We start from the raw sequence: 25,686 nt of genomic DNA, 5'->3' as shown, positions 1-25,686 counted from the left end.
GCGACCATTTACGTCTGAGGAGTAAGCAGACTTTGGCAAACAGGGCCCCAGTGCGGACAAGTTTAGGTGCTGGACGCGACAGCCTGCGTCTACGGGTACAACGCTTCTGGGCAAAGGTGCCGCTGTAGACGGCCACTGGCGCATTGCGCTCAATCTCGCGGCTGACGGTAGAGGGCGAACGGTGCAGCAAGCGGGCAATGGCGCGGATACCAAAGCCTTGCTCTCGGTACTGCCCCAGCGCGATGCGTTCGTCTGACTGGAGTTGCTGGTAATGGAGGACTTTTGTCATTTCTGCACCTTAGTTGAATAAGGTGTTGCACTTCAGATTTGAGTCCGCCCTGCGCTGGATTGGTTTTTTTATGTCTGGTCACCAGGCGGAACTTCGCCGTAGGCTGCCGCTACCAGGTCAGCCAGCTGCTGGGCCGCCTCGCCCATGCTGCGGCGGGCGCGGTGCACCATGCCAATGTCCCGGTGGAAGGTGTGCTGCCCAAGGTTGATCGCGCGCACGGCGGCAGGCCAGCGCCGATTGGTGCTGGTCTGCGGTACCAGCGCGATGCCGACCCCGTTCGCCACGAGGCGCACGATGGCTTCCAGCTCGTCCACTTCGCAAACCTCCTGCACACGCAGGTGTGCTGCGCGCAAGAAGCGGTCGACCTGCCGGCCGCCGAATGAGGCGCGGTCGTAGCGCACGAACGGCTGGCTGGCCAGCAGTTCGGACCAGTCGCTGCCTTCCACCGCGCGGGGCACCAGCAGGCGGAAGGGCTCGCGCGACAGCGTGGTCCAGCGCAGGTCCGAATGCAGCGAAAAGGGCGGGCGGATGATCACCGCCATGTCGATATCCCCGGCATCCACCCGGTTCACCAGATCCATCGACAGGCCAGGAATCACGCGGGAGCGGCAATCGGGAAACTGCTTGTGGAATTTGGCCAGAACGTCGGGCAGCAGGGTTCTTTGCACCGATGCAATCGCGCCGATGCGTACCAACACCGTCGTCGGTCGGCCCTTCTGGCGGGAACCGAGGTCGCTGTAGAGGCGGATCAGCTCCTGCGCCCGGTCCAGGGTTTGGTGCCCCATGGCGTTGAGCCGTGCCGACCGGCCGGTGCGGTCGAAGAGCGCAAAGCCCAGCTCGGCCTCCAGGCGCTGCATCTGCGCGCTGACCGCGGCCTGGGTGAGGCCGATGGACTCGCCCGCCGCCGCAAATGTGCCCTGCCTCGCCACCGAGACGAAGGTCTTGAGTTCGCGAATCATGCGTCTGCTCCCAGGTGGTGGATGGGCCGCAGCCAATCACAAAAAATATTTGAACTCAGACTAAATATATATTGATTTTATTATTTTCATCGGGGATTCACACTTGCGCATCTTTCCTCACCACCAAGGTCAAAAATGCAAACTCCCCAAACGAATCCCGCGATGCTCTCCCCGTTTCACCTGGCTTTCCCGGTGGATGATCTGGCCAAGGCGCGTCAGTTTTATGGCCAGGTTTTGGGCTGCCCCGAAGGCCGCAGTTCAGAAGACTGGATCGACTTCAACTTCTACGGCCACCAGATCGTCGCGCATCTGGCACCCAGCCAAACCGGCCTGGCCCAGCGCAATGCGGTCGATGGCCATGGGGTGCCGGTACGCCATTTCGGAATCGTGCTGCCGATGTCCGACTGGGATGCGATGGCGGACCGGCTGAAGTCGCAGGGCATCGAATTCATCATCGAGCCCTACATCCGCTTCAAGGGCGAGCCCGGCGAACAAGCCACCATGTTCTTCCTCGATCCATCGGGCAATGCGCTGGAGCTCAAGGCGTTTGGCGACATCACCAATCTGTTCGCCAAGTAAAGCCCCCGCAGCGATACCCCCCACGAGAAAAACACCATGAAACACCTGGCTCTGACTCTCATCGCCGCCTGCGCGGGCCTCGCTGCCCTTACGGCGCAGGCGGACACTCTGCAGAACATCAAATCGACCGGCGCCGTCACGATGGGCGTGCGGGATTCGTCCGGCGTACTGTCGTACACCCTGGGCAAGGAGCAGTACGTCGGCTTCCACATCGAGCTGTGCCAACGTGCGCTGGCCGATATCCAGAAGCAGCTGGGGCTTCCCAGGCTGGACATACGCTATGTGCCGGTCACCTCCACCAACCGCATCCCGCTGCTGCAGAACGGAACCATCGACCTGGAGTGCGGTTCGACCACCAACAACGCGACGCGCAAGCAGCAGGTGGCCTTTGCCGTCACCACCTACATGGAAGAGATCCGTATCGCCGTCAAGGCCAATTCCGGCATCCAGTCGATCGGTCAGTTGAGCGGTAAAAAGGTGGCGACCACCAGCGGCACGACGAGCGTGCAGGTGCTGCGCAAACACCAGCGGGCCCAGGGTGTCGAGTTCCAGGAAGTGTTTGGCAAGGACCATGCGGAGAGCCTGCTCAACCTCGAGTCAGGACGTGCCGACGCCTTTGTGATGGATGCCCAGGTGCTGGCCGGCAATATCGCCAACGCGCGCAATCCAGCCGACTACAAGATCGTGGGCGAGGTGCTGGGCGTGGAGCCCATCGCCATCATGCTGCGCAAAGACGACCCGGCTTTCAAGCAGAGCATCGACAACAGCTTGCGTGGGCTGATGAAGAGCGGCGAGATCGCAACTATCTACGACAAATGGTTCATGAAGCCGATTCCGCCCACAGGTGCCGTCATCAACCTGCCGGCGTCGCAGGCCACCAAGGCCGCCTGGGCCAGTCCCAACGACAAGTCGACAGAAGAGTACACCGCTGCGCGCTGAGCCGGTGCGGCATCCCCATCCGGCTTGCCATGCGGAGGCCACCATCACCCGCAAATCTAGCCCTGCCTGGTTTGCAGATGGCGCTATGGCACCAAGGGTCTCATAGCGCCAGCAGTTTGGCGCCCACCCAGCCGGGCATTTCTTTTCTTCGTTACAGGTCCTCACCGCCCTTGTGGATGAGGAATAAAAAATGCAAAACACCACGAATCTGACAAGACGTTCATTGCTGGCTCTTGCCATCGGCGTTCCCGGCGCAGGGCTCATCGCCTGCGGCGGCGACGACGACCACCCCAGCTTTACCGCAGGTGCCGCAGCGACGGGAGATGCCTACAGCGCCGATGTGGCCGGGCAGGTGCTGCGCGATGGCGGCAATGCCATCGATGCGGCGGTCGCCACCGCGTTCACGCTGGCCGTCACCTACCCGGAGGCCGGCAACCTGGGCGGCGGCGGCTTCATGAACATCTACATGGATGGCAAGCCCTACTTCCTCGACTACCGTGAGACGGCGCCGCTTGCCGCCACCCAGGCGATGTACGCCCAGTTCAAGGATGGGGCCGGCAATCAGGACCCTGTGAGCAGCATATGGGGCGCGCAGGCCGTGGCCGTGCCAGGCACCGTGGCGGGGTTGTGGGCGGCGCACCAGAAGTTCGGCCGCCTGCCTTGGCAGCGCCTGGTTGCGCCCGCCATTGCCCTGGCCCGCGATGGCTATCTGCCTTCCAAGGAAGCGATTGCGTGGCGTGAGTTCATGCAGAACGCATTTGCCACGGCGCCTTATCCCACCAACCTGATGGAATACTTTGGCAGCATGGCCTTGGGGCAGCTGTTCAAGCAGACGGAACTTGCCGCGACGCTGGAGCGCATTTCGGCCCGCGGGGCGGACGAGTTCTACCGCGGCATGACGGCGGATTTGCTGGTTGCGGCCATGGCGCAAGATGGCGGCCAAGGCCTGATCACCAAGGCCGACCTGCTGGCCTACAAGCCGGTGTGGCGCGAACCCATCGCCATGCAATGGAACGGCATGACGGTGCTGAGTTCACCGCCACCCAGCTCCGGTGGCATCGCACTGGCCCAACTGCTCGGCATGAAGTCCGTGCTGTCCAAAACCCTGTTTGCCGGTGTGCCACTCAATAGTGCCCAGTACATCCACCTCAACGCAGAAATGATGAAGCGGGTCTTCGCAGACAGGGCGCAGTTTCTCGGTGACCCGGCGTTCACCGACGTCCCCGTGGCCGGCCTGCTGGACCCGGCCTATATCGCCGGCCGTGCCGCAGAGGTGAACCCGGTGGGCATTACGCCGACGAACGATGTCCAGCCTGGCGCGCCGAAGATGCACACCACGCACTTTTCCATCGTCGACAAATGGGGCAATGCGGTTTCCAACACCTATACGCTGAATATGCCCTACGGCAGCGGCGTGGTGGTGCGCGGGGCGGGCTTCGCGCTGAACGATGAAATGGACGATTTCGCCACCGTGCCCGGCCAACCTAACTCGCTGGGTGTTGTGGGTGGAGACGCCAATGCCGTCGCGCCCGGCAAGCGGCCGCTGTCCTCCATGTCGCCCACCATCGTTCTCAAGGACGGCAAGCCTGTGGCCGTGCTCGGTACGCCCGGCGGTTCCCGCATCTTCACATCGGTGTACCAGGTTCTTGCCAATATGTACGACTACGGCATGGACGTGGAGGCAGCGGTGCGGAACCGCCGCTTTCACCACCAGTTGCCCCAGGGGAGCGTCATTGAAGGTGAACCGTCTTCGCCGCTGCCCGCGGAACTTGCCGCAGAGCTGGTCGCACGGGGGTACACGGTATCGACCTGGGCGTTCAGTACCGATGTTCAGGCCATCCAGGTGCTGAACGGCAGGCCAACCGCCGCGTCCGACCCCCGGGGGCGAGGCAAGTCGGTGATTGCAGGCTGACACATTTTTGCTGGCGTTGCAGACGGTGGATGCAAGGCCCGCCTTTGCCGCCTTCTGCCCATACTTCAGATTGCTATCAAAATAAAAGCGCCTTGCGCAATCTGTATCAGCGCTGGAGGCTGATTTTTCGTATGGACTACTTGTCGGTCTTCAGCGCGGCCAGGGTGCGCAGCAAGGCGCGGTTCACCTCTTCCAGGCCCATGCCGTGCTCATGGCATAGCTGGCGCATGACAGCGTGGTTGTTGTCCGACTCCATGGCGCTGGCGATCTCCAGCAGCGGCGCATACGGGCCGCTGTTGCGCACCGTGGCGTTGTAGATGCGGCTGGACAGGGGCACGCGGTGCAGCGCGCTGCCTAGGGGCTCGCCCATCAGCACGTCGATCTGCGAGAACAGGCCACAGAGGTAGATTTCGCGGGCCAGCTCGTGCTCGGCGCCGGCGTCCATCAGGTTTTCCATCAGCCGGGCCCGCACCACCATGGAGGCCTTGACCGGCCGCAGATTGGCGTCGCGCGAGGACTGCGGCAGCTGGGCGCTGAGCCAGCGGCGCAGCTCGGTATAGCCCAGCATCATCAGGCCGTGGCGCAGCGACTCAATGCCGTTGCGCAGGCCTACGGCGGCCGAGTTCGCATAGGCCAGGAAACGGTAGGTGAGGATGGGCTCCTCGCCCAGCAAGGCCTCGATGCGCTCGACCGCCAAGTCGTCGTCGATGGCCCGGATCAGTTGCAGCATGGCCTGGTGGTCGGGCGCGGTGGCCTTGTGCTGCAGCGCGTGCAGGATGTCTTCGTCGGGCCAGCCCAGCAGGCCGGTGGCGTTGCGCTGGTCCAGGCAGTGTTCCATCAGCAGCCGGCTGGCCACGCCTTCATAGATGCAGCCGGCCAGCACCGGGCTGGGTTCGGGTTGCTTGGAGCCTGCGCGTTGGCGGGCTGCGGCCTGCAGTGCGGCCAGTGCGTCCTGCGGGCCCAGGCGCAGTACCTGGGTGAAGAAGCAGGCGGCGACCTCGGGGTCGGGGCGCTGCTCGGCATCCCCGCGCCAGACCAGGCGCAGGCCGCGGCGGTGGGCGCGCTGTACGCGCTGGGGCATAGCATGGCTGTGCATCCAGTCGCTGCGGACTTCGATCCAGTGGCGGCTGGGCGGCGCGTGGTCGAGCAGATCGCGCAGCAGCTGGGGTGAGGAGGTGACGGACAGCAGCAGCGGCGGACTGTGCGGGCTGTCCTGCTCCTGCAGTATGCCCATCAGGTGGGCGGCGTCCAGCGCTGCATCGGGTGGTGCGGTAATGCACAGCTGCACCGCCGCCAGCGCGCGGTGGCGGTTCCAGATGGGCCTGTAGCCCAGGGTCACGCTGCCAAGAATGGTTTGGGCCATAGCAGCTAGCTTAGTCCAACTTACCCGATGTAGTTAAACAAAGACAGCTTCTGGATCGAGGCATACGACTGCAGCGCAGCCTGGTAGGCGGTTTGCTGGTTCTTCTGGTCGGCGATGGCGGCGATCATGTCCAGGTCTTCGGCGTTCGAGCGGTCGGATTCCGACTGGATGGTGTTGGCCGACTGGGTGTCGGTGATGCGGTCGGCACGGGTCAGCAGGTCGCCGGCTTTGCCGCGGCTGGAGCTGATTTTCTCCAGGCTGGTGTCGATCTGGGCCAGCGAAATCGCCTGCTCGTGGTTGAAGTTGGCGTCGGTGCTGTTGGCACCGGTGGTGGTGGTGTTGCCGGCCGCGTCTTTGGCGTACATGCTGGCGATGGCGCGGTCGAGCACGCCAAAAATGCTGGGCCGGCTGGCGGCGACATTGGCGTTGATTTCCATGGTGTCGCCATTGGCGGGCGCGCCCTTGACCACCACCGAGATGCCGCCCATGGTGATGCTCTGGCCGGCCGTGTAGGTTTGCGCCGCTGACGTGACGCTGGTGGTGTTGTTTGTCACCGTGTAGGTAGTGGCGCCGGTGGCGGGAGCGACCGGGGCGATGAAGTTGATGGTGTAGTCGTAGCCATTGGCGGGCAAGGCAGCGGTGGTGGCATCGGTGACCACGCCGATGTCGGCAAACGCCTTGCCGGTATTGGTGGTGCCCAGGGAAACGTTGAACACGCCATTGCTTTCCGGCACGTCCATCCAGGCGGCACGACCGTCCAGTGTGAACGGGATGGCCACGGTGCTGGCGGCGGATTGGCCGGGCAGGCCGTTGTAGGTGTAGTCGGGGTCGGGCGGCGTGCCGTCAACGCTGGTTTCGAACGGCGCGGCCGTGCTGCCCAGGCCGTTGAACAAGGGCATGCCATTGCTGTCCTTGCGGTTTGCCAGGTCGAGCAGCTCGTCGCGGATGCCGACCAGCTGCTTGGCGATGGTTTCGCGCTCGGTCGGGCTGTTGGCGCCGTTGCCAGCCTGCACCACCAGGTCGCGGAAGCTCTGCAGCAGCGAGGTGGCGCTGCCCAGGGTGGATTCGGCCTGGGTGATGGCGCTCTTTTGTACTTCCAGTGCGCGCTGCTCGGTCTTGATGCGTTCGATGCGGGTGGTAGCGCGTTCGGCCGCTCCGGCGCCTGTGGGGTCGTCGCTGGCGCGCAGAATCTTCTTGCCGGAGGTGACGTTTTCTTGCAGGCCCGACAGCGCGTTCTGCCGCGATGTGAGGTTGCGCAGCGCGTTGTCGTAGCTGTTGGCGGTACCCATGCGGGTGAAGGTATTGCTCATCAAGCGCTCCTAACGGGGGGCGGTTCGGGTGGTCAGCGGCCGACGCTGGCCATCAGACTGTCAAAAATGGTTTGGGCGATCTGGATCATTTTGGACGAAGCCTGGTAAGCCTGCTGGTATTGCAGCAGCTTGGCGGCTTCTTCGTCCAGGTTCACACCGGACACGCCGGTGCGCGAGGTTTCCAGGTTGTCGGCAATCGACTTGGAGACTTCTGCGGTGTATTGCACGCTTTGCACCCTCACACCCACCTGCGACATTAACGAGGCGTAGCCGTCGGCCAGGCTTGCACCGTCGAACAAGGCCAGATCGCGCAGGTCCATCAGGGCATCGGCATTGCCGGCATTGAGCTTGGCGTAGCTGGTGTTGGACGGGCCGAGGGTGATGGTGTCACCGACCTGCGCAGCCCCCGACATGGTGAGCGACCAGCCCGACGCCAGATTGCTGGCGTCGTAGGGGATGGCGGTGCCGGGGTTGTAGGTGAAGGTACCCGCAATATCCGAGCGGGTATAGGTATTGGCCCCGGTGAAGGTCAGGGTTACGGCCGCCGGTATTGGCACCGATTTGGCGGTCAGGTTGGCCACCGACAGACTGCCGGTATTGGTCGTGCCCATGGCGCCCTGCACCGGGCTGGCTACGGCCAGCTGGCGTGGCGAGGCAAATGCGATGCCGATGTCGGCCGCTGCGTTGCGGAAGGGCTGGAGCAAGAAGCTGTCGCCAGAATTGGGTGTGCCGCCGGGTGTAATCAACAGACCGTCGTAGCTGCCGGTCACCGGGTCGGGCGTGACCACGGTGTTGTCCGAATTGCGTGTGACGGTAAAGGCAACGGCCGAGGTATAGGTTACGGTGTAGTCCGATGCTGCCAGCTTGGCCACATTGGCCGGGTCGACGCTGATGCCTATGGTGCCCGTGCCGGTGTTGAAGGTGGCCCCCACGCCATTGGGCATGTTGACCGGGCTGAACAGGTTACCACCGGCGTTGCCGTCCAGGTCCAGGCCCAGTTGGTGCTGCGCATTCAGCACGGTGGTGATGCTGACCGCCATGCGGCCCAGCAGGTTCACGCCCTCGGCCAGATCCTTGTTCTGGAACTTCAGCATGCCGGCGATCTCGCCGCCGCCCATCATGTCCTCGGACAGCACGGAAGTCTGGTTGCCGAAATTGATGGCGATCTGGGTCTTGGTGTTGTCCTGCGGGTCGGTCTGCACCGAAAGCGGATTGGCTTTGACGCCCAGAACCAGTGGCTGGCTGCTGGCTGCGAACAAGGTGACGGTGCCGTCCCCCGCATCGATGGAGGTGGTCTGGATGTACTGGTTGAGCTGGCTGATCAGGTTGTCGCGCTTGTCCAGCAGGTCGTTGGGCGACTGGCCGTTGCCCTTGGCCTGCTGCAGTTGCAGGTTCACAGCGGCGATGCTGGTGGTCAGGGTGTTGACTGCGGAGACGGCGTTGTCCAGCTCGGTGCGCAGGCCGGTCTGCAAATTGGTCAGCTGCGTGGCAGCGTTGTTGAAGCGGGCCGCGGCTTCATCGGCGCGGGTCAGCACCACGGTACGTGCGGTCAGGTCGGTGGGGGCGCTGGCCACGTCCGAGAACGCGTTCATCATGTCGGTGACGGCGGCGCCCAGGCCGTTCTTGCCACCGGTAAATATGTCTTCCAGCTGCAGCAGCTTGTTGGCGCGGGCGATGTCGGAGGCCGAGACCGACTTGGACAGCGCGGCCTGCCGGGTCAGGTATTCGTTGTGGTTGCGCTGGATGGTGGCAATGTCCACGCCCTTGCCGATGTAGCCGCCGCCGCTGTACTGGCCTTCGACTGTCTGCAGCACCGTGGTCTGGCGTGAGTAGCCGACGGTGCTGGCGTTGGCAATATTGTTGCCAATGGTTTGCAGCGCGACTTCATTGGCGACCAGAGCCCGCGTGCCGACGTTGAGTAGATTGCTCATGGCGGTCTGTTACGCGTAGGCTCGGCGCAGCTGCTGGGTGGTGCTAATGGCACGGGTCAGCTTGGCGGCGTAGTCGGGGTCGGTGGCGTAGCCGGCGCGCTTGAGCTCGGTGGCATAGGCCTGGGACGAGCCGGTTTGCTGGCGAGCCTGGGCGTAGCGCGGGCTTTCATTGATCAGCTTGGCGTAGTCCTTGAACGAGTCTTCGTAGGAGTCGTAAGCCCGGAACTTGGCGCTGACTTTGCGCGATTCGCCGTTGATCACCTCGGTGGTGGTGATGGTGGTGGTCTTTCCAGTCCAGTTGGAGCCGGCCTTGATGCCGAACAGGTTGAACGAGGTGCTGCCGTCCTTGTTCAGAATCTCTTTGCGGCCCCAGCCGGTTTCGTGGCCTGCCTGGCCCAGCAGGTAGCTGGCGGGCAGGCCGGTGTCTTTTTCAACCTGCATGGCCGTACCGTTGTGGCGCTGCACAAAATCGCTCTGGCTGGTGGTGCGGCTCACGGGCCCGGTTACCGGTGCAGGGGACAGGCGGCCGGCCGGCGTGCCCAGCTGCAAGGTACTGCCATCGGCAGGCACGGTCTGGCGCGTCAGCTGGCGTTCAATCGCTTCCGACAAACCACCGGGCCGGCCCGACATGGTGACCGATAACTGTTGGTCGAGCAGGTCAGTGCCCAGGTCGCCCTGAGGGCTGTCGAGCATGCCGGATTTGGTGGTGGCCTCGCGCATGCTCTTGATCAGCTCGCGCATGAACAGCGACTCCAGCTGCTTGGCGGTTTCCTTGATGGCGGCGGGGCTGTCCTGGCCGGCCTGCTGCTTCAGCGCATTCAGCGATTTGACGTCGGCCGCAAGCGCATTGGAGGAGACCTGCGAGGTCTGGTTCAGTGGATTCAGCGATAGGGACATGTCAGATCACCTCCAGCTCGGCGTTGAGGGCACCTGCGGCCTTGATGGCTTGCAGGATGGCCAGCAAATCCTGGGGGGTCGCGCCCAGGGCGTTCAAGGCGCGCACCACGTCAGACAGCTGGGGCGCGGGCGGAACCTGGATCAGAATGCCGGGTTCTTGCTTGATCTGGATATTGCTCTTTTCCGTGACCACGGTCTGCCCTTGCGACAAGGGGTTGGGTTGGCTGACCGACGGCGTGGTGCTGATGCTGATGGACAGATTGCCATGCGCAATCGCGCAAGGGCCCAGGGTGACCGCCTGGTTCAACACGATGGAGCCGGTGCGGGAATTGATGACTACCTTGGCGGCCGGCGAAGAGGCTTCGAGGGGCAGCTCTTCCAGGTCGGCCAGGAAGTTGACGCGGGCGTTCGGGTCGTTGGGCGCACGCACCCGGACGGTACGGCCGTCCATTGCGTTCGCCAGGCCGCTGCCCAGTTTGTTGTTGACAGCCGCGGCCACCCGGCGCGCGGTTTGGAAGTCGGATGAGTTCAGGTCCAGGGTGATGTAGTCGCCCTCTTGCAGCGGCGTGGGCACGCTGCGCTCGACCTGGGCACCGGAGGGGATGCGGCCGGCACTCAGGTGGTTGATCTGCACCTTGCTGCCGCCGGCGGCAGCGCCGGCACCAGCCACCACCATATTGCCCTGGGCCATGGCGTAGATTTCGCCGTCGGCACCGCGCAGCGGGGTGGTGATGAGCATGCCGCCCTTGAGCGACTTGGAATTGCCCATGGAGGCCACGTTCACGTCGATGGTTTGGCCGGGTTGGGCGAATGCGGGCAACTGGGCGGTGACGATCACCGCGGCCACGTTCTTCAGTTGTAGCGACGACGCCAGGCTGGCCGGCAAGGTGATGCCCATTTGCTGCAGGTAGCTGGACAGGCTTTGCGAGGTGTAGGGCATCTGGGTGGTCTGGTCACCCGTGCCGTCCAGGCCGACCACCAGGCCGTAGCCGGTCAACTGGTTGCTGCGCACGCCTTGGACAGCGGCGACTTCCTTGATGCGCAAGGCCTGGACGGGGCTGGCTGCCAGTACGCCCAGCACCATGCACAGCGCCGAGACCCAGGTCACGGCACGGCGTGTCGGCAGGTGGCGGAAAAAATGCATGGCGAACAACCCGTTCTACGTATGGTTCGACCGAATTGGTCCAACCTTTAGCATTATTTTCCTGCGCGCTAGAACGGGAGAACGGTCAAAAAGAACCGGGACAACCAGCCTATTGTTTGGGCTTCGCCCTGGGCGCCGCGGCCTTTGGACTCGATACGCGCATTCGCCACCTGGGTGGAGCTGACGATGCTGCCGGGTTGCACGGCGCGCGGGTCGACGGTGCCCGAGAAGCGCAGTACGTCGACGTTCTGGTTCACGCCGATCTGCTTTTCGCCGGCTACCACCAGGTGGCCGTTGGCCAGCACTTCCACCACGGTGACGGTAATCGCACCGGAGAAGGTGTTGGCGCTTTCGGTGCCACCCTTGCCGGAGAAATCGCTGCTGGAGCTGGCGCCGACCGACAGCTTGTTCAGCAGCGGTGTTTTTAGGAATGGCAAGGCGGTGATGCCGGCTTCGTTTTCCGCCGAGCGGTTGACGGTGCTGGAGGACTTCTGGCTGGCACTGACGTTTTCCACGATCTGGATCGTCAGGCTGTCGCCCACCATGCGCGGGCGCCGGTCCTCGAAAACCGGCCGGTAGGCCGACGAGGTGAACAGGCTGCCGGTGGGGCGCGCCGTTGTCGCCGCTGCGGTCGGGGGTAAGGCCCGGGGCAGGGTGGATTCGACGAAATCCACTTTGGGTGCGGGCTGCAGGGTTTCGCAGCCAGTGCAGAGCAGGCCGATGGCCGCCACGGCGGCACACCAGCGCAGAGCAGCAGTAAGGGATGCGGTGTACATGGCTTTCTTCCTAGAGCTGGGCCAGTTTTTGCAGCATTTGGTCGGAGGTCTGCACGGCCTTGGAGTTCATTTCATAGGCGCGCTGGGTCTGGATCATGGTGACCAGCTCCTGCACCACATTGACGTTGGAGGTTTCCACAAAGCCCTGTTTGACCACGCCCATGCCGCTGACGCCGGGCGTGCCGGTGGTGGGCTGGCCAGAGGCCGGGGTTTCGGTGTAGAGGTTGCCGCCTTTGGGCTCCAGGCCGGCCGGGTTGATGAAGTTAGCCAGCGCGATATTGCCGGCGGGCTGGGGGGTGCTGTTGCCCGGCAGCATGACTGTGACCGAGCCGTCGGTGCTGATGGTGACGCTTTGGGCGGTAACGGGGATGGTTACGCCGCTGGCGACGGTGAGGCCGGCGGCGGTCACCAGGCGGCCTTGGGAGTCGACCTGGAACGAGCCATCGCGGGTGTAGCCAATCGTGCCATCGGTCTGGTTGATCTGGAAGAAGCCGTTGCCGTTGATCGCCACGTCGAGTGCATTGCCAGACGATTGCAGGCTGCCCTGGGCGAAGGAACGGGTGGTGGCCACGGTGCGCACCCCCAGGCCCAGGTGCAGGCCGGTGGGCAGCTGGTTTTGTTCGGTGCTGTTGGCGCCGACCTGGCGCAGGTTTTGGTAGATCAGGTCTTCAAACACCGCATTGGCGCGCTTGTAGCCGGTGGTGGAGACGTTCGCCAGATTGTGCGAGATCACGTCCAGCTGGGTTTGCTGGGCTTCCATACCCGTCTTGGAGATCCACAGGGAGTTGATCATGGCGATTCCTTTTTTGGGGGCGATTAGCCCTGTACGTTCAGCAACTGGCTGGCCGATTTGTCGTTGGTTTCTGCGGTTTGCAGCAGGCGCATCTGGGTTTCAAACTGGCGGGCGACCTGGATCATGCCGACCATGGTTTCCACGGCGTTGACGTTGGATCCTTCGACCGCGCCGGAGAGCAGCTTGGCGTTGGCATCGGCCGGCAGCGGGTCGCCGGTGGCACCGCGGAACAGGCCGTCGTCGCCGCGTTTGATGGGGTTGTCCACGTCGGGTGTGATCATCTTCAGGCGGCCCAGGTTGGTCGGCGCCTGGCCGGCGACCTTGGCGCTGATGGTGCCATCGGTGCCAAAGGTGATTTCGGAGTTGGCCGGCACATCGATGGGGGCGCCGCCGTCGGACAGCACGGGCAGGCCCATCGGCGTGACCAGGGTGTTGTTGGGCGAAACCTCAAAGGAGCCGGCCCGGGTATAGGCTTCGGTGCCGTCCAGGCCTTGCACGGTGAACCAGGCATTGCCCTGTGCCATGGCATCCATGTTGCGGCCGGTGCGTTGTATTGGCCCCGGAGTTTCAGAATGGCCTGCGGTGGCTTCCAGTGCGAAAACCCGGGTGCTGGCGCCAGGGCCGTTTAGTGGCACGGAGCGGTAGGTGGATAGCTCGGCACGGAACCCGCCGGTAGAGACGTTGGCCAGGTTGTTGGCCAGCACGGCCTGCCGGTTGGCAGCCGTGTTGGCCCCCGTCATCGAGGTGTAAATGATGTGGTCCATGGCGGGGCTTTCTCAGGCGGGCAGCGCGTTTAGCGGGCTTAGCGCAGATTGACCAGGGTGGACATCACCTGGTCCTGGGTCTTGATGGTCTGGGCGTTGGCCTGGTAGGCACGCTGGGCGGTCATCATGTTGACCAGCTCTTTGGTGAGGTCGACGTTGGAGTCTTCCAGCGACCCGGCGCGCAGGCTTCCCAGGTTGCCGGTGCCGGGCGCACCTTTGACCGAAGGCTCACCGCTGGACACGGTGGCCAGCCAGTAGTTGCCGCCAATCGGCGCCAGGCCTTGCACATTGGTGAAGCTGGCGAGCTGGATCTGCCCGGCCGCCAGGGACTTGCCGTTCGAATAGGTGCCCTGGATGATGCCGCTTTCATCGATATTGATCGCGGTCAGCGTACCAGGGGCCTGGCCGTCGCCTTTGGCCGTGGTGACGGAAAACTTGGAGCCATGTTGGGTGGCATTGGTAATGTCGATATCGATCGAGAAGGTGCCGGGTGTGGTTGCGGCGCTGGGCAGATTGAGCGTGCCCAGGGTGAACGAGGCAGGTGTGGTACCGCCGTTGGTGTCAAAGACGAGAGGCGGCGTTACCAAAGCCGGGGTGGCGCCGTCTACGCTGGCATAGACATCCCATGTGTTGATGGCAGTTTTGGTGAAATAGAAACTGACGGGAATCGCTACGCCCTGTTCGTTGTAAGCCTGGGCGGAAGTGCCGTAGGTGGCCAGTGGCGGGACCAGGGCGCCGGGTGCAGTGCCGGTGGCGATGGCCGCTTCCGAGTCCAGATTGAAGGTCAGGTCGATCTTGGTGCTGACTTCGGCCGGAATTTCGCCACCCGCAGGCAGCAGCAGCGGGCCGATGGCGCCGCCTGTAGGAATGCTGCCGTCGGCTGCTGCAGCCAGGCCCATCAGGTGGCCGCCAGTGTTGGTGATGATTTCGCCGTCGTCGTTGAGCTTGAATGCGCCGTCGCGGCTGTAGGCCGTGCTGCCATTGGGCAACTGGACCTGGAAGAAGCCGTTGCCGTTGATGGCTACGTCCAGCGAGTTGTTGGTAATGCTGATATTGCCCTGGGTGAACTGCTGCGACACGGTCGAAACCTCGACGCCGATGCCGTTGCTGATGCCGCCGGAACTGCCCAGCGAGGAGGCATACAACTCGGCAAACTCGGCCCGCGAGGACTTCATCCCTGTGGTGTTCGCGTTGGCGATGTTGTGGCCAATCACGTCCAGATTCTGGCTGGATGCGTTCAGACCGGACAGACCTTGTTGAAAGCTCATGGGGTGCTCCTGAAAATGCGGTGGGGGTGTGCGGGCTTAGAGAATGGCTTTGACGGCGCTGTATGCGACCGATTCGCCGTTCTGCAGTTGCAGATTGAGGACGTTGTTGTCGTTGCTGACCGACACCACCTTGTTGCGTTCCAGGGCTGTGCTGGTGACGACGGTGCTGCCATTGGTGGCCACCACCTTGAAGCTCAGCTCGCCCGCGTTGGCGTACTGCGATGCGTCCCAGGTAAACGATTGGCGGCCGGATTCGAGCGCGCCCATGTTCACAGTGCCGAGCACGGTGCCGGCGGCATTGCGAACTTCCACCTTGACGGTATCGGCATTGCCACTGAGGTCGAACGCGCCTTTGCCCACGCCATCGGTGACGCTGACGGTGGAGCCTTCGGTCAGTACCTCGTGGCCGATGGTGGTGCTGCCTTGCAGCGACTGAAGGGCCGCAATTTGCGAGGCCATGCTGGTCATGGTGTCGTTCAGCGTCTGTATGCCGGACACGGTATTGATCTGCGCCAGCTGGCTGGTCATCTGCGCGTTGTCCATAGGATTCATCGGATCCTGGTTGTTCAACTGGGCGACCAGCAGTTTCAGGAAGCGGTCTTGTGAGGCTTCCGATGTGGTGGCGTTTTTGTTGCTGGCCGCAGAGGTCAGTGAGCTGCTGGTGGCATTGATGGTGTTGAAATCCATGGTGCGGCTTTCCTAAAAATTATTGACCCATCTGCAGCGTCTTGAGCAGCAGGGATTTGGCGGTATTCATGACTTCCACGTTGTTCTGGTACGAACGGGAGGCCGAAATCATGTTCACCATTTCGTCCACCGCATTCACGTTGGAATGGGTGACATAGCCATCTGCATCGGCGGAGGGGTGGTTGGGGTCCAGCACCTTGCGGCCGGGCTGCTGGCTTTCGGTGACTTCTTTGACCCGTACCCCTGCCGAGCTCTCGGCGCCCATCAAGGTAGTCTGAAACACGACCTGGCGCGCTTTGTAGGCTTGCCCGTCGGGCCCGGCCACGGCGTCCACGTTGGCCAGATTGCTGGCCACGACGTTGAGGCGCTGCGATTGGGCGCTGATGGCGCTGCCAGAAACGCCGAAGATGGAGAACATGGACATGGTGATCCTTTAGGTACTGTGCGGCTTACTGCCCGGTGATGGCGGCGAGCATGGTCTTGGCCTGGCCATTGATAAAGCGCAGGGTGGCTTCGTAGCGGACGGAGTTGTCGACAAAATTGGCCCGCTCGCGGTCCAGATCGACTGTGTTGTTGTCCATATTGGGCTGGCTTTGCACGCTGTAGCCCAGCTTCTGGGCGTTGCTCAGGCTGCTGTCCAGTCCGGGGAGGTCCATGTGCTGGGCGCTGGTTTTCTCGCCTGCCATCAATTTCTGGCCCGATGTCGCAGCCGTCATTGCGTCTTTGAAGTTGTAGTCCCTTGCTACGTAGCCCGGGGTGTCCACGTTGGCAATATTGCTGGCGATGGCACGCTGGCGCTCGGCGCGTAGCACCAATGCCTTGCTTTGAAAGTCCATTCCACCAACCATTTTGTCCAACATGCGACACCTCGCGTTATCTCTGGCGAGGCAGCCGGTGCCATCCCGGTTCTCGCGTTGGGCAAATTATGGGAAAACTTGAGTCTTTCTAGTCCCCAAAGAAGCGGGTGATTCGTGGTCAGTTCGGCCCTTTGCCAGGGCGGGTGCTGCCTATAGTTTGTGGTGTCATGGAGCGCCTGGGTGCAGCCAGCTGCGCAGTGCTCTTCAGGCAAGGAGTTTTTATGTTACAAATTTTGTCGAAGTTGTGGCGCTACCGCGCGAGGGCGACCGGCCTTGTGTTGTGTGCGCAGGCTTTGGGGGCAGTGGCACAGGTAGAGGCGGACGTGGTACAGGTCGGCCAGCGTTGGCTGGAGTCCACGGTGGCCCAGGTGTCTCCTGCCGCGTCTGCAAATGGCATGGCGTTGCGCATGGAAGTTGCCGTGGGGGCGCTGGATGCGCGTTTGCGTCTGTCTCCTTGCGCCAAAGTGGAACCTTTTGTGCCGCAAGGTACCCGTCTATGGGGCCGGAGCCGTGTGGGTTTGCGCTGCCTGGATGGGGCTACCCGTTGGAGCGTGTTCTTGCCCGTCACCGTCAAAGCCTTCGGCCCGGCGTGGGTCGCCAAGAACAATATCAACGCGGGTGCGGTGCTGATGCCTGATGACGCCATGGAGGCGGAAGTGGATTGGGCCGAGGATGCGTCGCCGGTTGTTGCGCTGCCAGAGCAATGGATAGGCCAGGTTGCCACACGCTCCTGGGCGGCTGGACAGGCCATTCGCCAATCGATGGTCAGGGCACCCCAGGTGTTCCAGGCCGGAACTCAGATCCGGGTTTTGGCCCAGGGACCGGGTTTTCAGGTGACCTCAGATGGCCAGGCCATGACTGCCGGGGTGGTTGGCCAGCCTGCTCGGGTGCGGATGGAGAGCGGCCGGGTCATGTCCGGCGTGGTGCAGGACGCACGCACCATCCGCGTCGACATGTAAAAAGTGGTTTCTTTTTGCCATTGCGCAAGAATTGGGCTAAAGAAAATGATAGATCGGTCGAAACCATTGCTACGATGCCTTAACTTCAAGGCTGTTGGAGAGTGTGATGAAAATTGGACAAGGGCTAGAGTTGCCGGTAGCAGTCAGTTCTGCAAACGTCAAAAAGACCGAGCAGGACAAGGAAGCTGCGCCCGCCAGCTTGGCGCAAAAGGGCGCGCGTGCGACCCCTTCGGCGGGGGCCTCGGTGTCCGTTTCCACGCTGGCACGTACGCTGGAACAAACCGATCGGGGCGTTGGAGCCGATTTCGATGCCAAGAAAGTAGCGGACATCCGTGCCGCGATCAAGGGCGGCACTTATTCCGTCAATCCAGAGGCGATTGCCGACAAATTGCTGGCCAATGCCCAGGAGATGCTGGACGTAACGGAAAAGTAAGGTTTTCAGGGCTGGTTTTGGGGCGAGGTCTTTGAATATGGCTGCTAACCATTCATCCCTTGGCCTAGAAGCCAGTTTGTCCACAGTCGAGCAACTGCTCGACGATGTCTCTTCCGCCCTACTCGCTGGTGAGCCGCTGGTGCTGGAAGCTGCCAGCACCTCATTGCGCCAGGCGATGGTCGATATGGCGCGCGTAGTACCGGCTGCTACGGGTTTGAAATCTTTGGATGCGAACATGCGCCTGCGTTTGGCAAAGATTTCACTGACTTTGACACAGCAGCGCGAGAGCTTGATCCGGCGTGCAGTAGTGGTGGACCGCACCTTGGTGACCGTATTGCCCCAGGCGCAGTCGCTGGCAACTTATTCAGGAGGCGTAAAGGCGGCTGCTTACCGTGGCGGTTCTGCCCGTATCTATGCGGCGGTTGCCACTTGATATGCCCCGGCCTCGCCCATAAAAAATCGCCCACCAGGGCGATTTTTTATGGGCGAGTGTAAAAACACCTCAGTGGCTACGCATCTTGGCGCGCAGTCGGGCAATCGATTGGCTGTGCAGCTGGCAGACCCGGGATTCGGTAATCTCCAGTACGGCTGCAATTTCCTTGAGATTCAAGTCGTTTTCGTAGTACATGCTCATGATGTACTGCTCCCGCTCTGGCAGGGTTTTGATGGCTTCTACCAGGGACGCGCGTAGCCTGTGGTCGCGCAGCAAATGGACAGGGTCGGCGCTTTCGTCGGCGATATGCCGGTCCAGGAAACTGGATTCCTCGTCAGAACCGCCGGTCATGTCTTCTAGATATACCAACTGGGTGCCGCGGACTTTGCCCAGCAGCTCCTGGTAATCGGCCAGATCCATTTCCAGCTCGGCGGCGATTTCTGATTCCAGTGGGCTGCGGCCGAGCTTTTGCTCCAGGCGCTGCACTGCACGCTCGATTTCCTTCTGGCTCTTGCGTGAACCCCGGGACATCCAGTCACCCTCGCGCAATTCATCAATCATTGCGCCGCGGATGCGTTGCGTCGCAAAGGTTTCAAACTGCACGCCCTGGGCAACTTCGTAGCGGGTCAGGGCTTCGGACAATCCGATCATGCCAACCTGGATCAGGTCGTCGAGCTCGATATTCGGCGGCAGCTTGGCGATCATGTGGTGCGCCAACCGTCGAACCAGAGGGACATACTGGCGGATCATGTGCTCCCGGTCCAGATGGCCTTTCGCGGTGTACATCAATATGCCCCTGCCCGATAGCCGAAAGGGGTGGGGGACGGCGCTCTACCTGCATCCGCCAGGCTGTGCGCTATCGGAATCGCATTGGCCATCAAGCGCAGCGCGAGCGGATGGGCGTCGTTCCAATGCTTGTGCTGTTGCGGAAAGGTGCGAACCGTCATGAATTCTGTATGGCAGCCCAGATGGATTTGGGCGCATTGCTGTAGCGCGCGGCCGGTGGTTTTGGCCAAATTTTCCGCATTCTTAAACGGATTGCTCACCACGGATGCGATAAGGGGTACCAACTGGGCTTGCAGGAGCAATTTCTTGAAGCTTTTATAGGCACCAATGATAGATGCTCTGCCTGGAGCGACCGCCAGCAACGGCCGCACTTGGCTACCCGGCAACAAAGCGGCCAGCATGTGGGCGTCCGCATACACCACGACAAGGTCGCAGTTGCGAAACAAGTGGCCCAAGGGTTGCAGCGGCATGCGGTGTCCCCGACTATATTGGCTTGCTATGCGGCCAAGCCCTAAGCGGGCTGGCACGATATGCCATGGAGAGGTGTCTGATGGCACATCTTCCAGCCAGTGTGCGTGATCCAGTAAGTTCTGTAAACCTGGATTGTCATCGGTTTCCGTTGAGCTTGCGTCCAGTACGGTGATGCGGTAGTTGAAGCTCTGTAACACTGCGCAGATTTGCCATAGCAGGGGAAGCTCCGTGTCGGAGTCCCCCCGGGTCACCATGGCAATCACACTCCAGGCGGCCTGCGGCGCCATTCGGCGCAAGCTTTCGCCTTGGTCGATACACGACTCAAGCATGTACCCGTTCCTTGCGGGCAGGGGAAGGCGAAGCGGGGGTAAAGAAGAAGTTCAGATCCACCGCCTTGGGGTCAAATGCGGATTTGGTGGTGGAGCGCATGGAAGCCCGAACCAGCTTTTTAGCGTCAGCCGCCTCCCAGTCCTCGGGCACGCGCTGGCCATTGCACACGCCGCGCAGCACCAGTTGGTGCCGGATGATGGCGTCCAATGCAGGGCCCAGCTTGGCTGCTTCGTCGATTTTGGACAGGATGGCTTGTTGTACGCCCCGGGTCTTGAAAGAGGTCAGCACCTCGTCCATGGTGTCGCCGTGGCTGCCGGCATTGAGCACCAGCAGGCGATTGACACCAGGCAGGTCCAGCACATCCATCATGTCCCGCTTGCGTGGGTCTTTGGGGGCAATGCCTGTGGTATCGATGAGCACCATCTTCTTGTTGCCCAGCAAGCCAAGCAGGTCTTGCAGAGCGGCCCGGTCGTGGGCCAGATGCGCCACCACGCCCAGCATGCGACCAAAAGCGCGTAGTTGTTCGTGTGCGGCAATCCGGTAAGTGTCCAGCGTGATCAGGCCAACACTGTTGGCACCATGAACCCGTACGCAATGGGCTGCGAGCTTGGCGGCGGTGGTGGTTTTACCTACGCCGGTGGCGCCGACCAGTGCATAGATGCCACCTTGGTCAAACAAGGGTTTGGCTCCGGCATCGGTGCGTAGATTGCGCTCCAGTACCTCCATCAGCCAACGTACGGCCTCTGCAGGGTTGGCATCCTCTGGCAGCCGCTCGATCACGGCGCGGGCCAAGGCTGGCGAGTAGCCTGCACGGATCATCTTCAGCATCAAATTGGACTGGATGGGATCCTGTTTGGTTTTGCCCAGCCAGGCCATGGTGTTGAAGCGCTCTTCAATCATGTCCTTCATGGCTTGCAGTTCGTCCACGATGCCCTTGGAGTTCATCACTGCCGATGCGGGCGCTGGCTTGGGGCGAGCCACCGGGGCCGTTGCAAAGGGCGCGGCATGCTGCGCGCGTTGGGCTTGCGGAACGGGCGTTGCAACGCTGGGTTGTGCATCCACCTTGGGGGGGAAGATTTCGTCCCGCAAACCCGTGCTGGTTTCATGGCGGCGGCGGAGCATGCGTTCGCGCACATAGTCCTGGAACGACAGTGTGCTCATGGCCAGTTGCTCGGTGTCTTCTTCCACCGGTATCTGGGCCATAGCCTGGGTGGCCGCGGAAGACGAGGCCGGTGCCGCATGGGTCTGGCCCAGGCCGGACGGCTCTGATGCCCGGTCTAGTGAGGACAGGGCATCTTCTGCGGTCGCTACCACTTCAACGCCTGTGGCGGTCGGGCGGTTGGACAGGATGAGCGTGCCCTCACCAAAAACCGCGCGGGCCTTGGCCAAAGCTTCGCGGGACGTAGCAGCGTGAAAGCGTTGGATGTTCATGTGAGTGCACCTTTGAGAATGGGGCCAATGCGGATGGTGTGGGTTTCTGGAATTTCACTGTGCGCCAGCACTTGCAGGCGGGGGGCTACCCGGCGCACCAGCCGCGAAATGGCATTGCGAATTTGGTCTGGAACCAGCAGGCAGGCGGGTACACCCAGCTCTTCTTGCTGGAGGGCGACGTCCGCCACATTGCGGGTCAGCAGGTCGGCAACGCCGGGGTCCAGTGCCGGGCCGGCGGCATTGCCGAGGGCTTGCACCAGCATGCGTTCCAGGCCGGGCTCGATGGCGATCACGTTCAGTTCGCGGGTCGGGCCGTAGATTTGTTGCACGATGGCCGGAGCCAGCGCAATGCGTACGCGGCGGGCCAGGTCGGCCGGATCGGTGGTGCTGCCAGCATGCTCGGCCAGGCATTCCACAATGGTTCGGATATCGCGGATGTGCACAGACTCTTCCAGCAAGAGCTGCAAGACTTTCTGGAACGTGGCGATAGACACCATTTTGGGAACCACTTCTTCGATCAGTTTGGGGGCCAGCTTGCTGACATGCTCCACCAGTTGTTGCGTCTCTGTGCGGCTCAGCAACCTGGCCGCCTGCACTTGCATCAAGTGTGACAAATGTGTAGCCATCACGGTTTCCGAATCAACCACGGTAAAGCCAGCCATTTGTGCCGCTTCCTTTTGCCGTTCGTCGATCCAGTGTGCGGGCAGACCGAAGGCCGGATCGGTGGTGGCCGTGCCAATCAGTGGGGTGGTGATGCCGCCGGGGTTGATGGCCAGGTACATCCCAGGGAAGGCCTCGCCTTCGCCCACTACAACGCCGCGCAAAGTAATGCGGTAAGCGCTGGGTTTGAGGTCGAGGTTGTCACGCACATGGACGGGCGGCGGCAGAAAGCCCACCTCTTGTGCGAACTTGCGACGTACCCCTTTGATTCGGGTGAGCAGATCGCCAGGGCGGGTCTTATCTACCAGCGTAATCAGGCGGTAGCCCAACTCCAGTCCCAGCAGATCGACGGGCTGGAGGTCGTCCCAGGTAGCTTCGCCATCGGTTGGCGGAGGCGCCACGATGGCGGTGGAATCCACCGGGGCAGGGCGTTTGGAGATGGCCCAGGCGCTATAGCCCAAGACGGCAGCCATGGACAAAAACACCGTGTGCGGCATGTTGGGAATGATGCCCATGAACGCCAAGATGCCGGCCGTGATGCCCAAGACCTTGGGGGAGTCGAACAGTTGGTGGATGATCTGCTTGCCAATGTCGTCGTCCTTGCCCACTCGCGACACCACCATGGCGGCTGCGATGGAGATCAGCAGGCCGGGGATCTGCGCAACCAGGGCGTCACCTACCGCCAGCAGGATGTAGGTGTCGGCGGCCTTGGATGCCGTCAAACCGTGTTGCAGCACGCCGATGGTGAAGCCGCCGACGATATTGATCAGCAGAATCAAAATGCCGGCAATCGCATCACCCCGGACAAACTTGGATGCGCCATCCATCGAACCAAAAAAGTCGGCTTCTTCGCCCACTTCGGCCCGGCGGCGTTTGGCTTCTGCGTCATTGATCAAGCCCGCGTTCAGGTCGGCGTCGACGGCCATTTGCTTGCCGGGCATCGCGTCCAGCGTAAAGCGCGCAGAAACTTCCGCAATACGCTCTGCGCCTTTGGTCACGACGATGAAGTTGATGACCACCAAAATGGCGAAAACAATCAAACCCACCGCAAAGTTGCCGCCGATCAGGAAGTGCCCAAAGGCCTCAATCACCGCGCCTGCAGCGCCCGCGCCGGTATGGCCTTCCAGCAGCACAACCCGGGTGGACGCCACGTTGAGCGACAAGCGCATCAGCGTGGTGAGCAGCAGAACAGATGGGAAGGCGGCAAAGTCCAGGGGCCGCACCATGTAGGCGGCGACCATCATCACCATCAGTGCAACGGCGATATTGATGGTGAAGAAGGTGTCCAGCAGCCATGCAGGCATGGGCAGGACCATCATGGCCAAAATGGTCATCACCATGATGGGCGCAGACACGCCCTGCATCAGCGACCGGTTGGTGTTGAACCACTGTTGGGCTGATTTGAGTTGCGGGTTCACGGTGTGGCCTCGGCCAGAATGGTTTTACTCAGGGGGTCCAGCTCAGGCGGAACATCGGGCTGCGGGAAGCTATCGGGCATGGTGCCTTCGCCACGCATGGCGGCTTTGACCCGGTATACATAGGCCAGCACCTGGGCTACTGCGGTGTACAGGGCTGACGGAATCTCGCCATTGATCTCGGCATGGGCATACAGTGCGCGGGCCAGCATGGGGGACTGGAACACCGGCACGGCGTTGGCGTTGGCCACGTCCCGTATTTTCATGGCCACCAGGTCGGCGCCTTTGGCAATGACTTGCGGCGCGCGCATGGTTTTTTCGTCATAGCGCAGGGCGACCGCAAAGTGCGTTGGATTCATGAGCACGAAGTCCGCCTTGGGCACCGCGCCGACACTGCTGCGCTGGGCTACTTCACGGGCTCGAGCGCGCATCTTGCCCTTCATCTGCGGATTACCATCGGACTCTTTGTGTTCTTGCTTCACTTCCTGGTGCGACATCTTCAACCGCGACTTCATCAGAAAGGTCTGCAAAGGTACGTCGATGGCTGCCAATGCAAAAACGACCAGCAGTAAAAGGCTCATGCCCGAGGTAATCCAGTTGGCCAACTGCTGGATTGAAGCTGCGGAAGGCTGCAGCACCAGGAGTGCAACCGTATTCAGACTATTGGATAAAAATGTCCATGCGACCGTTATCAGTACTGCGGTGATTGCTATCAATTTGATAACTTCTGTAACTTGCTCTTTGGAGAACAGGCGGCCGAAACCGGAGATCGGGTTCAGGCGGCTCAAGTCCGGCATGATGGGTTTCAGGCTGGTCACCCATCCGCCAGCGGCAACTGCGCTTCCCACTGCCGCAACCATTACGATGCCTGCGAAAACGGCGCTGGCGATCATGCCGATCAGCACCATGTCTTGCAGGCGATCCAGCATGCTGCCGTTGTTTGCCAGCGTGCTGGCGGTAAAGGAGAGTTGTTGGCTCATGGCCAACTTGAAACGCTCCAGGAAGGTCGGCGCCAAAACCAGCAATGCCGCCGAGCCCGCACCCAGAACCGCCAGATGCGACAAGTCTTTGGAGCGTGACGCCTGCCCGTCCTTGCGCGCTTGCTGCAGCTTGCGCTCGGTCGCGGGTAGGCTTTTGTCTTGGCTGGATGAGTCCATGGCACTGGAGTTTTATGAAACCCCATTGTCTGCATCCGGCCATTTTTCTAAAGCCCGATAAACGGGATTTAGAAGGGCTTGTTAGCGAAGTTAGAAGCCTAGGCTGGCCAGCAAATCATCGACCTGCGATTGGTCGGTTACGACATCGGTTCGCGAATTAGGGTCCACCACGGGGCCGGCCAATCCCTCGGGTACCTTGGCCACAAGCTGTGTCGCGGGGGCTGTCTGGATTAACAATTCGATCAATTGCCGTTCAATCGTGGCAGTCAGGTTGACTACACGGGCAATTACCTGGCCGGTCAGATCATGGAAATCTTGCGCCATCATGATTTCGGTCAGATGGGAATCAATTTCTTTGCTCGCGCGGTCTACGTCTGCTACAAAATTGTATACAGCACCTGTTGCCACAGCTGCTACCGGATCTTTTACGATCAGCGCGGCCAGGCGGCTGGTTTCTGCGGCAATGAAGTCGTGCTGAATCTTGGCCAGGTCGACGCGGCTAAGTACTTTTTCGGCCGCCTCGCCCGTCAGGCGCGCGATGTAGGTGAGGCGGCTTTGCGCGTCGGGTAGCTCTTCCACGCTACCTTTTAGCTTGTCCGTATAGCCCAGTTCATTCAATGAGTCGTGCAGCTGCCGCGTCAGCATGCCCAGCTTTTGGTGCACTGCCGGTTGAAGGTCCCCGTCGGCGGGAAGGGCTGCGGCGCTCATGCTGGAATCAGCCCATTCTTTTTGAGAATGTGCACAAGCTTTTCTTCCAGCGTGGCTTTGGTAAAGGGTTTGACGATGTAGCCGGCCGCGCCACCCTGGGCAGCTGCCACGATGTCTTCTTTGCGGGCCTCGGCGGTGACCATCAATACAGGGAGATGCTTGAGCTTCTCATCTGCCTTGATTTCCGCAAGGAGTTGAAAGCCGTTCATGTTCGGCATATTGATGTCGCTGACAACAAAGTCGAAATGTACGCCGCTGCGAAGCTTTTGCATGGCGGCGACGCCATCTTCGGCTTCTTCTGCGTCAGGAAATCCGCTTTCCTTGAGCAGGTTGCGGACAATACGACGCATGGTTGAAAAGTCGTCAACAATGAGGAAACGCAGGTCAGTTGCCACGTGTGACCCTTTCGATGGAGGTTGCTGAAATAAGGCGCAT

At 61.7% G+C, this 25,686-nt stretch carries 27 protein-coding genes; 6 read left to right on the top strand and 21 right to left on the bottom strand.

Annotated elements, in window-relative coordinates; translation table 11 throughout:
• Together BLT66_RS25540 and BLT66_RS25535 are read right to left on the bottom strand one after the other, a co-directional pair.
• A partial coding sequence (locus BLT66_RS25540; RefSeq protein WP_143029298.1) for a helix-turn-helix domain-containing protein occupies positions 1-289 on the bottom strand: 289 nt, incomplete at its 3' end.
• 68 nt (positions 290-357) lie between these two features.
• Positions 358-1,248 (bottom strand): LysR family transcriptional regulator, encoded by an 891-nt coding sequence (locus BLT66_RS25535; protein WP_092762640.1) that lies wholly within the window; start codon positions 1,246-1,248, stop codon positions 358-360.
• A gap of 135 nt (positions 1,249-1,383) precedes the next feature.
• On the opposite strand from BLT66_RS25535, the gene BLT66_RS25530 reads away from it, so the two are divergent.
• From BLT66_RS25530 to ggt, 3 genes are all read left to right on the top strand, one after another.
• Positions 1,384-1,827, top strand: coding sequence for a VOC family protein (locus BLT66_RS25530; RefSeq protein ID WP_092762638.1), 444 nt, complete (start codon positions 1,384-1,386; stop codon positions 1,825-1,827).
• Between the two features lie 36 nt (positions 1,828-1,863).
• The gene (locus BLT66_RS25525; RefSeq protein ID WP_092762636.1) at positions 1,864-2,766 is read left to right on the top strand and encodes an amino acid ABC transporter substrate-binding protein; all 903 of its coding nucleotides are present in this window, start codon (positions 1,864-1,866) and stop codon (positions 2,764-2,766) included.
• 190 nt (positions 2,767-2,956) lie between these two features.
• Positions 2,957-4,678 (top strand): gamma-glutamyltransferase, encoded by a 1,722-nt coding sequence (ggt, locus tag BLT66_RS25520; RefSeq protein ID WP_092762634.1) that lies wholly within the window; start codon positions 2,957-2,959, stop codon positions 4,676-4,678.
• A gap of 136 nt (positions 4,679-4,814) precedes the next feature.
• Here the strand turns inward: ggt and BLT66_RS25515 are convergent, their stop codons facing one another.
• The 12 genes from BLT66_RS25515 to flgB form a co-directional block, all read right to left on the bottom strand.
• Positions 4,815-6,041: an HDOD domain-containing protein gene (locus tag BLT66_RS25515; RefSeq protein ID WP_092762632.1), complete on the bottom strand. Its 1,227-nt coding sequence runs from the start codon at positions 6,039-6,041 to the stop codon at positions 4,815-4,817.
• 20 nt (positions 6,042-6,061) lie between these two features.
• Positions 6,062-7,351 carry a flagellar hook-associated protein FlgL gene (gene flgL / locus BLT66_RS25510; protein ID WP_092762630.1) on the bottom strand — a complete coding sequence of 430 codons (1,290 nt, stop codon included), beginning with the start codon at positions 7,349-7,351 and terminating at the stop codon, positions 6,062-6,064.
• A 32-nt stretch (positions 7,352-7,383) separates the two neighbouring features.
• Positions 7,384-9,282, bottom strand: coding sequence for a flagellar hook-associated protein FlgK (flgK, locus tag BLT66_RS25505; RefSeq protein WP_092762628.1), 1,899 nt, complete (start codon positions 9,280-9,282; stop codon positions 7,384-7,386).
• A 9-nt stretch (positions 9,283-9,291) separates the two neighbouring features.
• On the bottom strand, positions 9,292-10,179 hold the full coding sequence (locus tag BLT66_RS25500) for a glucosaminidase domain-containing protein (protein ID WP_092762626.1): 888 nt from the start codon (positions 10,177-10,179) through the stop codon (positions 9,292-9,294).
• A 1-nt stretch (position 10,180) separates the two neighbouring features.
• Positions 10,181-11,263 carry a flagellar basal body P-ring protein FlgI gene (locus tag BLT66_RS25495; RefSeq protein WP_255407090.1) on the bottom strand — a complete coding sequence of 361 codons (1,083 nt, stop codon included), beginning with the start codon at positions 11,261-11,263 and terminating at the stop codon, positions 10,181-10,183.
• Positions 11,264-11,391: 128 nt separating this feature from the next.
• Positions 11,392-12,099, bottom strand: coding sequence for a flagellar basal body L-ring protein FlgH (locus BLT66_RS25490; RefSeq protein WP_092762624.1), 708 nt, complete (start codon positions 12,097-12,099; stop codon positions 11,392-11,394).
• Between the two features lie 10 nt (positions 12,100-12,109).
• Positions 12,110-12,892 carry a flagellar basal-body rod protein FlgG gene (gene flgG, locus BLT66_RS25485; RefSeq protein WP_092762622.1) on the bottom strand — a complete coding sequence of 261 codons (783 nt, stop codon included), beginning with the start codon at positions 12,890-12,892 and terminating at the stop codon, positions 12,110-12,112.
• A 23-nt stretch (positions 12,893-12,915) separates the two neighbouring features.
• On the bottom strand, positions 12,916-13,656 hold the full coding sequence (gene flgF / locus BLT66_RS25480) for a flagellar basal-body rod protein FlgF (protein ID WP_092762620.1): 741 nt from the start codon (positions 13,654-13,656) through the stop codon (positions 12,916-12,918).
• A 38-nt stretch (positions 13,657-13,694) separates the two neighbouring features.
• Positions 13,695-14,924: a flagellar hook protein FlgE gene (gene flgE / locus BLT66_RS25475; protein WP_092762618.1), complete on the bottom strand. Its 1,230-nt coding sequence runs from the start codon at positions 14,922-14,924 to the stop codon at positions 13,695-13,697.
• Positions 14,925-14,960: 36 nt separating this feature from the next.
• Positions 14,961-15,611, bottom strand: coding sequence for a flagellar hook assembly protein FlgD (locus BLT66_RS25470; RefSeq protein ID WP_092762616.1), 651 nt, complete (start codon positions 15,609-15,611; stop codon positions 14,961-14,963).
• 19 nt (positions 15,612-15,630) lie between these two features.
• Positions 15,631-16,035, bottom strand: coding sequence for a flagellar basal body rod protein FlgC (gene flgC, locus BLT66_RS25465; protein ID WP_092762613.1), 405 nt, complete (start codon positions 16,033-16,035; stop codon positions 15,631-15,633).
• Positions 16,036-16,060: 25 nt separating this feature from the next.
• Positions 16,061-16,471 (bottom strand): flagellar basal body rod protein FlgB, encoded by a 411-nt coding sequence (gene flgB / locus BLT66_RS25460; protein ID WP_092762611.1) that lies wholly within the window; start codon positions 16,469-16,471, stop codon positions 16,061-16,063.
• Positions 16,472-16,689: 218 nt separating this feature from the next.
• Between flgB and flgA the strand changes: the two genes are divergently transcribed.
• The 3 genes from flgA to BLT66_RS25445 all read left to right on the top strand — a co-directional run bounded on the left by flgA (position 16,690) and on the right by BLT66_RS25445 (position 18,293).
• Positions 16,690-17,427, top strand: coding sequence for a flagellar basal body P-ring formation chaperone FlgA (gene flgA / locus BLT66_RS25455; RefSeq protein ID WP_092762609.1), 738 nt, complete (start codon positions 16,690-16,692; stop codon positions 17,425-17,427).
• A gap of 106 nt (positions 17,428-17,533) precedes the next feature.
• Positions 17,534-17,860 carry a flagellar biosynthesis anti-sigma factor FlgM gene (flgM, locus tag BLT66_RS25450; protein ID WP_092762607.1) on the top strand — a complete coding sequence of 109 codons (327 nt, stop codon included), beginning with the start codon at positions 17,534-17,536 and terminating at the stop codon, positions 17,858-17,860.
• A 37-nt stretch (positions 17,861-17,897) separates the two neighbouring features.
• Positions 17,898-18,293, top strand: a complete 396-nt coding sequence (locus BLT66_RS25445) for a hypothetical protein (protein ID WP_092762605.1) — start codon at positions 17,898-17,900, stop codon at positions 18,291-18,293.
• A gap of 69 nt (positions 18,294-18,362) precedes the next feature.
• Here BLT66_RS25445 and BLT66_RS25440 read toward each other — a convergent pair whose 3' ends face one another.
• From BLT66_RS25440 to cheY, 7 genes are all read right to left on the bottom strand, one after another.
• A complete protein-coding gene (locus tag BLT66_RS25440) occupies positions 18,363-19,079 on the bottom strand; it encodes an RNA polymerase sigma factor FliA (protein ID WP_092762603.1) in 717 nt (238 codons plus the stop codon).
• Positions 19,079-19,879 carry a hypothetical protein gene (locus BLT66_RS25435; RefSeq protein ID WP_092762601.1) on the bottom strand — a complete coding sequence of 267 codons (801 nt, stop codon included), beginning with the start codon at positions 19,877-19,879 and terminating at the stop codon, positions 19,079-19,081. The genes BLT66_RS25440 and BLT66_RS25435 overlap by 1 nt, the downstream gene beginning before the upstream one ends.
• Positions 19,872-21,311 (bottom strand): flagellar biosynthesis protein FlhF, encoded by a 1,440-nt coding sequence (gene flhF, locus BLT66_RS25430; RefSeq protein WP_092762599.1) that lies wholly within the window; start codon positions 21,309-21,311, stop codon positions 19,872-19,874. Before flhF ends, BLT66_RS25435 begins: the two co-directional genes overlap by 8 nt.
• Positions 21,308-23,335, bottom strand: coding sequence for a flagellar biosynthesis protein FlhA (gene flhA / locus BLT66_RS25425; RefSeq protein ID WP_255407089.1), 2,028 nt, complete (start codon positions 23,333-23,335; stop codon positions 21,308-21,310). The genes flhF and flhA overlap by 4 nt, the downstream gene beginning before the upstream one ends.
• Before the next feature lie 50 nt (positions 23,336-23,385).
• A complete protein-coding gene (locus BLT66_RS25420) occupies positions 23,386-24,543 on the bottom strand; it encodes an EscU/YscU/HrcU family type III secretion system export apparatus switch protein (RefSeq protein ID WP_092762595.1) in 1,158 nt (385 codons plus the stop codon).
• A 90-nt stretch (positions 24,544-24,633) separates the two neighbouring features.
• Positions 24,634-25,251 (bottom strand): protein phosphatase CheZ, encoded by a 618-nt coding sequence (locus tag BLT66_RS25415; RefSeq protein ID WP_092762593.1) that lies wholly within the window; start codon positions 25,249-25,251, stop codon positions 24,634-24,636.
• On the bottom strand, positions 25,248-25,646 hold the full coding sequence (gene cheY / locus BLT66_RS25410; RefSeq protein ID WP_092762591.1) for a chemotaxis response regulator CheY: 399 nt from the start codon (positions 25,644-25,646) through the stop codon (positions 25,248-25,250). The genes BLT66_RS25415 and cheY overlap by 4 nt, the downstream gene beginning before the upstream one ends.
• Between the last annotated feature and the right edge of the window lie 40 nt (positions 25,647-25,686).

The sequence above is a fragment of the Rhodoferax sp. OV413 genome (assembly GCF_900104385.1).
Lineage (GTDB): Bacteria > Pseudomonadota > Gammaproteobacteria > Burkholderiales > Burkholderiaceae_C > Rhodoferax_B.
Note: the sequence above shows the minus strand (reverse complement) of the source record. Positions and strands in the feature narration are given on the sequence as shown.

Coding starts and splice junctions, on each gene's coding strand:
- BLT66_RS25535 (WP_092762640.1), bottom strand. CDS start 1,248: ATGATTCGCGAACTCAAGACCTTCGTCTCGGTGGCGAGGCAGGGCACA.
- BLT66_RS25530 (WP_092762638.1), top strand. CDS start 1,384: ATGCAAACTCCCCAAACGAATCCCGCGATGCTCTCCCCGTTTCACCTG.
- BLT66_RS25525 (WP_092762636.1), top strand. CDS start 1,864: ATGAAACACCTGGCTCTGACTCTCATCGCCGCCTGCGCGGGCCTCGCT.
- ggt (WP_092762634.1), top strand. CDS start 2,957: ATGCAAAACACCACGAATCTGACAAGACGTTCATTGCTGGCTCTTGCC.
- BLT66_RS25515 (WP_092762632.1), bottom strand. CDS start 6,041: ATGGCCCAAACCATTCTTGGCAGCGTGACCCTGGGCTACAGGCCCATC.
- flgL (WP_092762630.1), bottom strand. CDS start 7,351: ATGAGCAATACCTTCACCCGCATGGGTACCGCCAACAGCTACGACAAC.
- flgK (WP_092762628.1), bottom strand. CDS start 9,282: ATGAGCAATCTACTCAACGTCGGCACGCGGGCTCTGGTCGCCAATGAA.
- BLT66_RS25500 (WP_092762626.1), bottom strand. CDS start 10,179: ATGTCCCTATCGCTGAATCCACTGAACCAGACCTCGCAGGTCTCCTCC.
- BLT66_RS25495 (WP_255407090.1), bottom strand. CDS start 11,263: ATGGTGCTGGGCGTACTGGCAGCCAGCCCCGTCCAGGCCTTGCGCATC.
- BLT66_RS25490 (WP_092762624.1), bottom strand. CDS start 12,099: ATGTACACCGCATCCCTTACTGCTGCTCTGCGCTGGTGTGCCGCCGTG.
- flgG (WP_092762622.1), bottom strand. CDS start 12,892: ATGATCAACTCCCTGTGGATCTCCAAGACGGGTATGGAAGCCCAGCAA.
- flgF (WP_092762620.1), bottom strand. CDS start 13,656: ATGGACCACATCATTTACACCTCGATGACGGGGGCCAACACGGCTGCC.
- flgE (WP_092762618.1), bottom strand. CDS start 14,924: ATGAGCTTTCAACAAGGTCTGTCCGGTCTGAACGCATCCAGCCAGAAT.
- BLT66_RS25470 (WP_092762616.1), bottom strand. CDS start 15,611: ATGGATTTCAACACCATCAATGCCACCAGCAGCTCACTGACCTCTGCG.
- flgC (WP_092762613.1), bottom strand. CDS start 16,035: ATGTCCATGTTCTCCATCTTCGGCGTTTCTGGCAGCGCCATCAGCGCC.
- flgB (WP_092762611.1), bottom strand. CDS start 16,471: ATGTTGGACAAAATGGTTGGTGGAATGGACTTTCAAAGCAAGGCATTG.
- flgA (WP_092762609.1), top strand. CDS start 16,690: ATGTTACAAATTTTGTCGAAGTTGTGGCGCTACCGCGCGAGGGCGACC.
- flgM (WP_092762607.1), top strand. CDS start 17,534: ATGAAAATTGGACAAGGGCTAGAGTTGCCGGTAGCAGTCAGTTCTGCA.
- BLT66_RS25445 (WP_092762605.1), top strand. CDS start 17,898: ATGGCTGCTAACCATTCATCCCTTGGCCTAGAAGCCAGTTTGTCCACA.
- BLT66_RS25440 (WP_092762603.1), bottom strand. CDS start 19,079: ATGTACACCGCGAAAGGCCATCTGGACCGGGAGCACATGATCCGCCAG.
- BLT66_RS25435 (WP_092762601.1), bottom strand. CDS start 19,879: ATGCTTGAGTCGTGTATCGACCAAGGCGAAAGCTTGCGCCGAATGGCG.
- flhF (WP_092762599.1), bottom strand. CDS start 21,311: ATGAACATCCAACGCTTTCACGCTGCTACGTCCCGCGAAGCTTTGGCC.
- flhA (WP_255407089.1), bottom strand. CDS start 23,335: ATGCAGGGCGTGTCTGCGCCCATCATGGTGATGACCATTTTGGCCATG.
- BLT66_RS25420 (WP_092762595.1), bottom strand. CDS start 24,543: ATGGACTCATCCAGCCAAGACAAAAGCCTACCCGCGACCGAGCGCAAG.
- BLT66_RS25415 (WP_092762593.1), bottom strand. CDS start 25,251: ATGAGCGCCGCAGCCCTTCCCGCCGACGGGGACCTTCAACCGGCAGTG.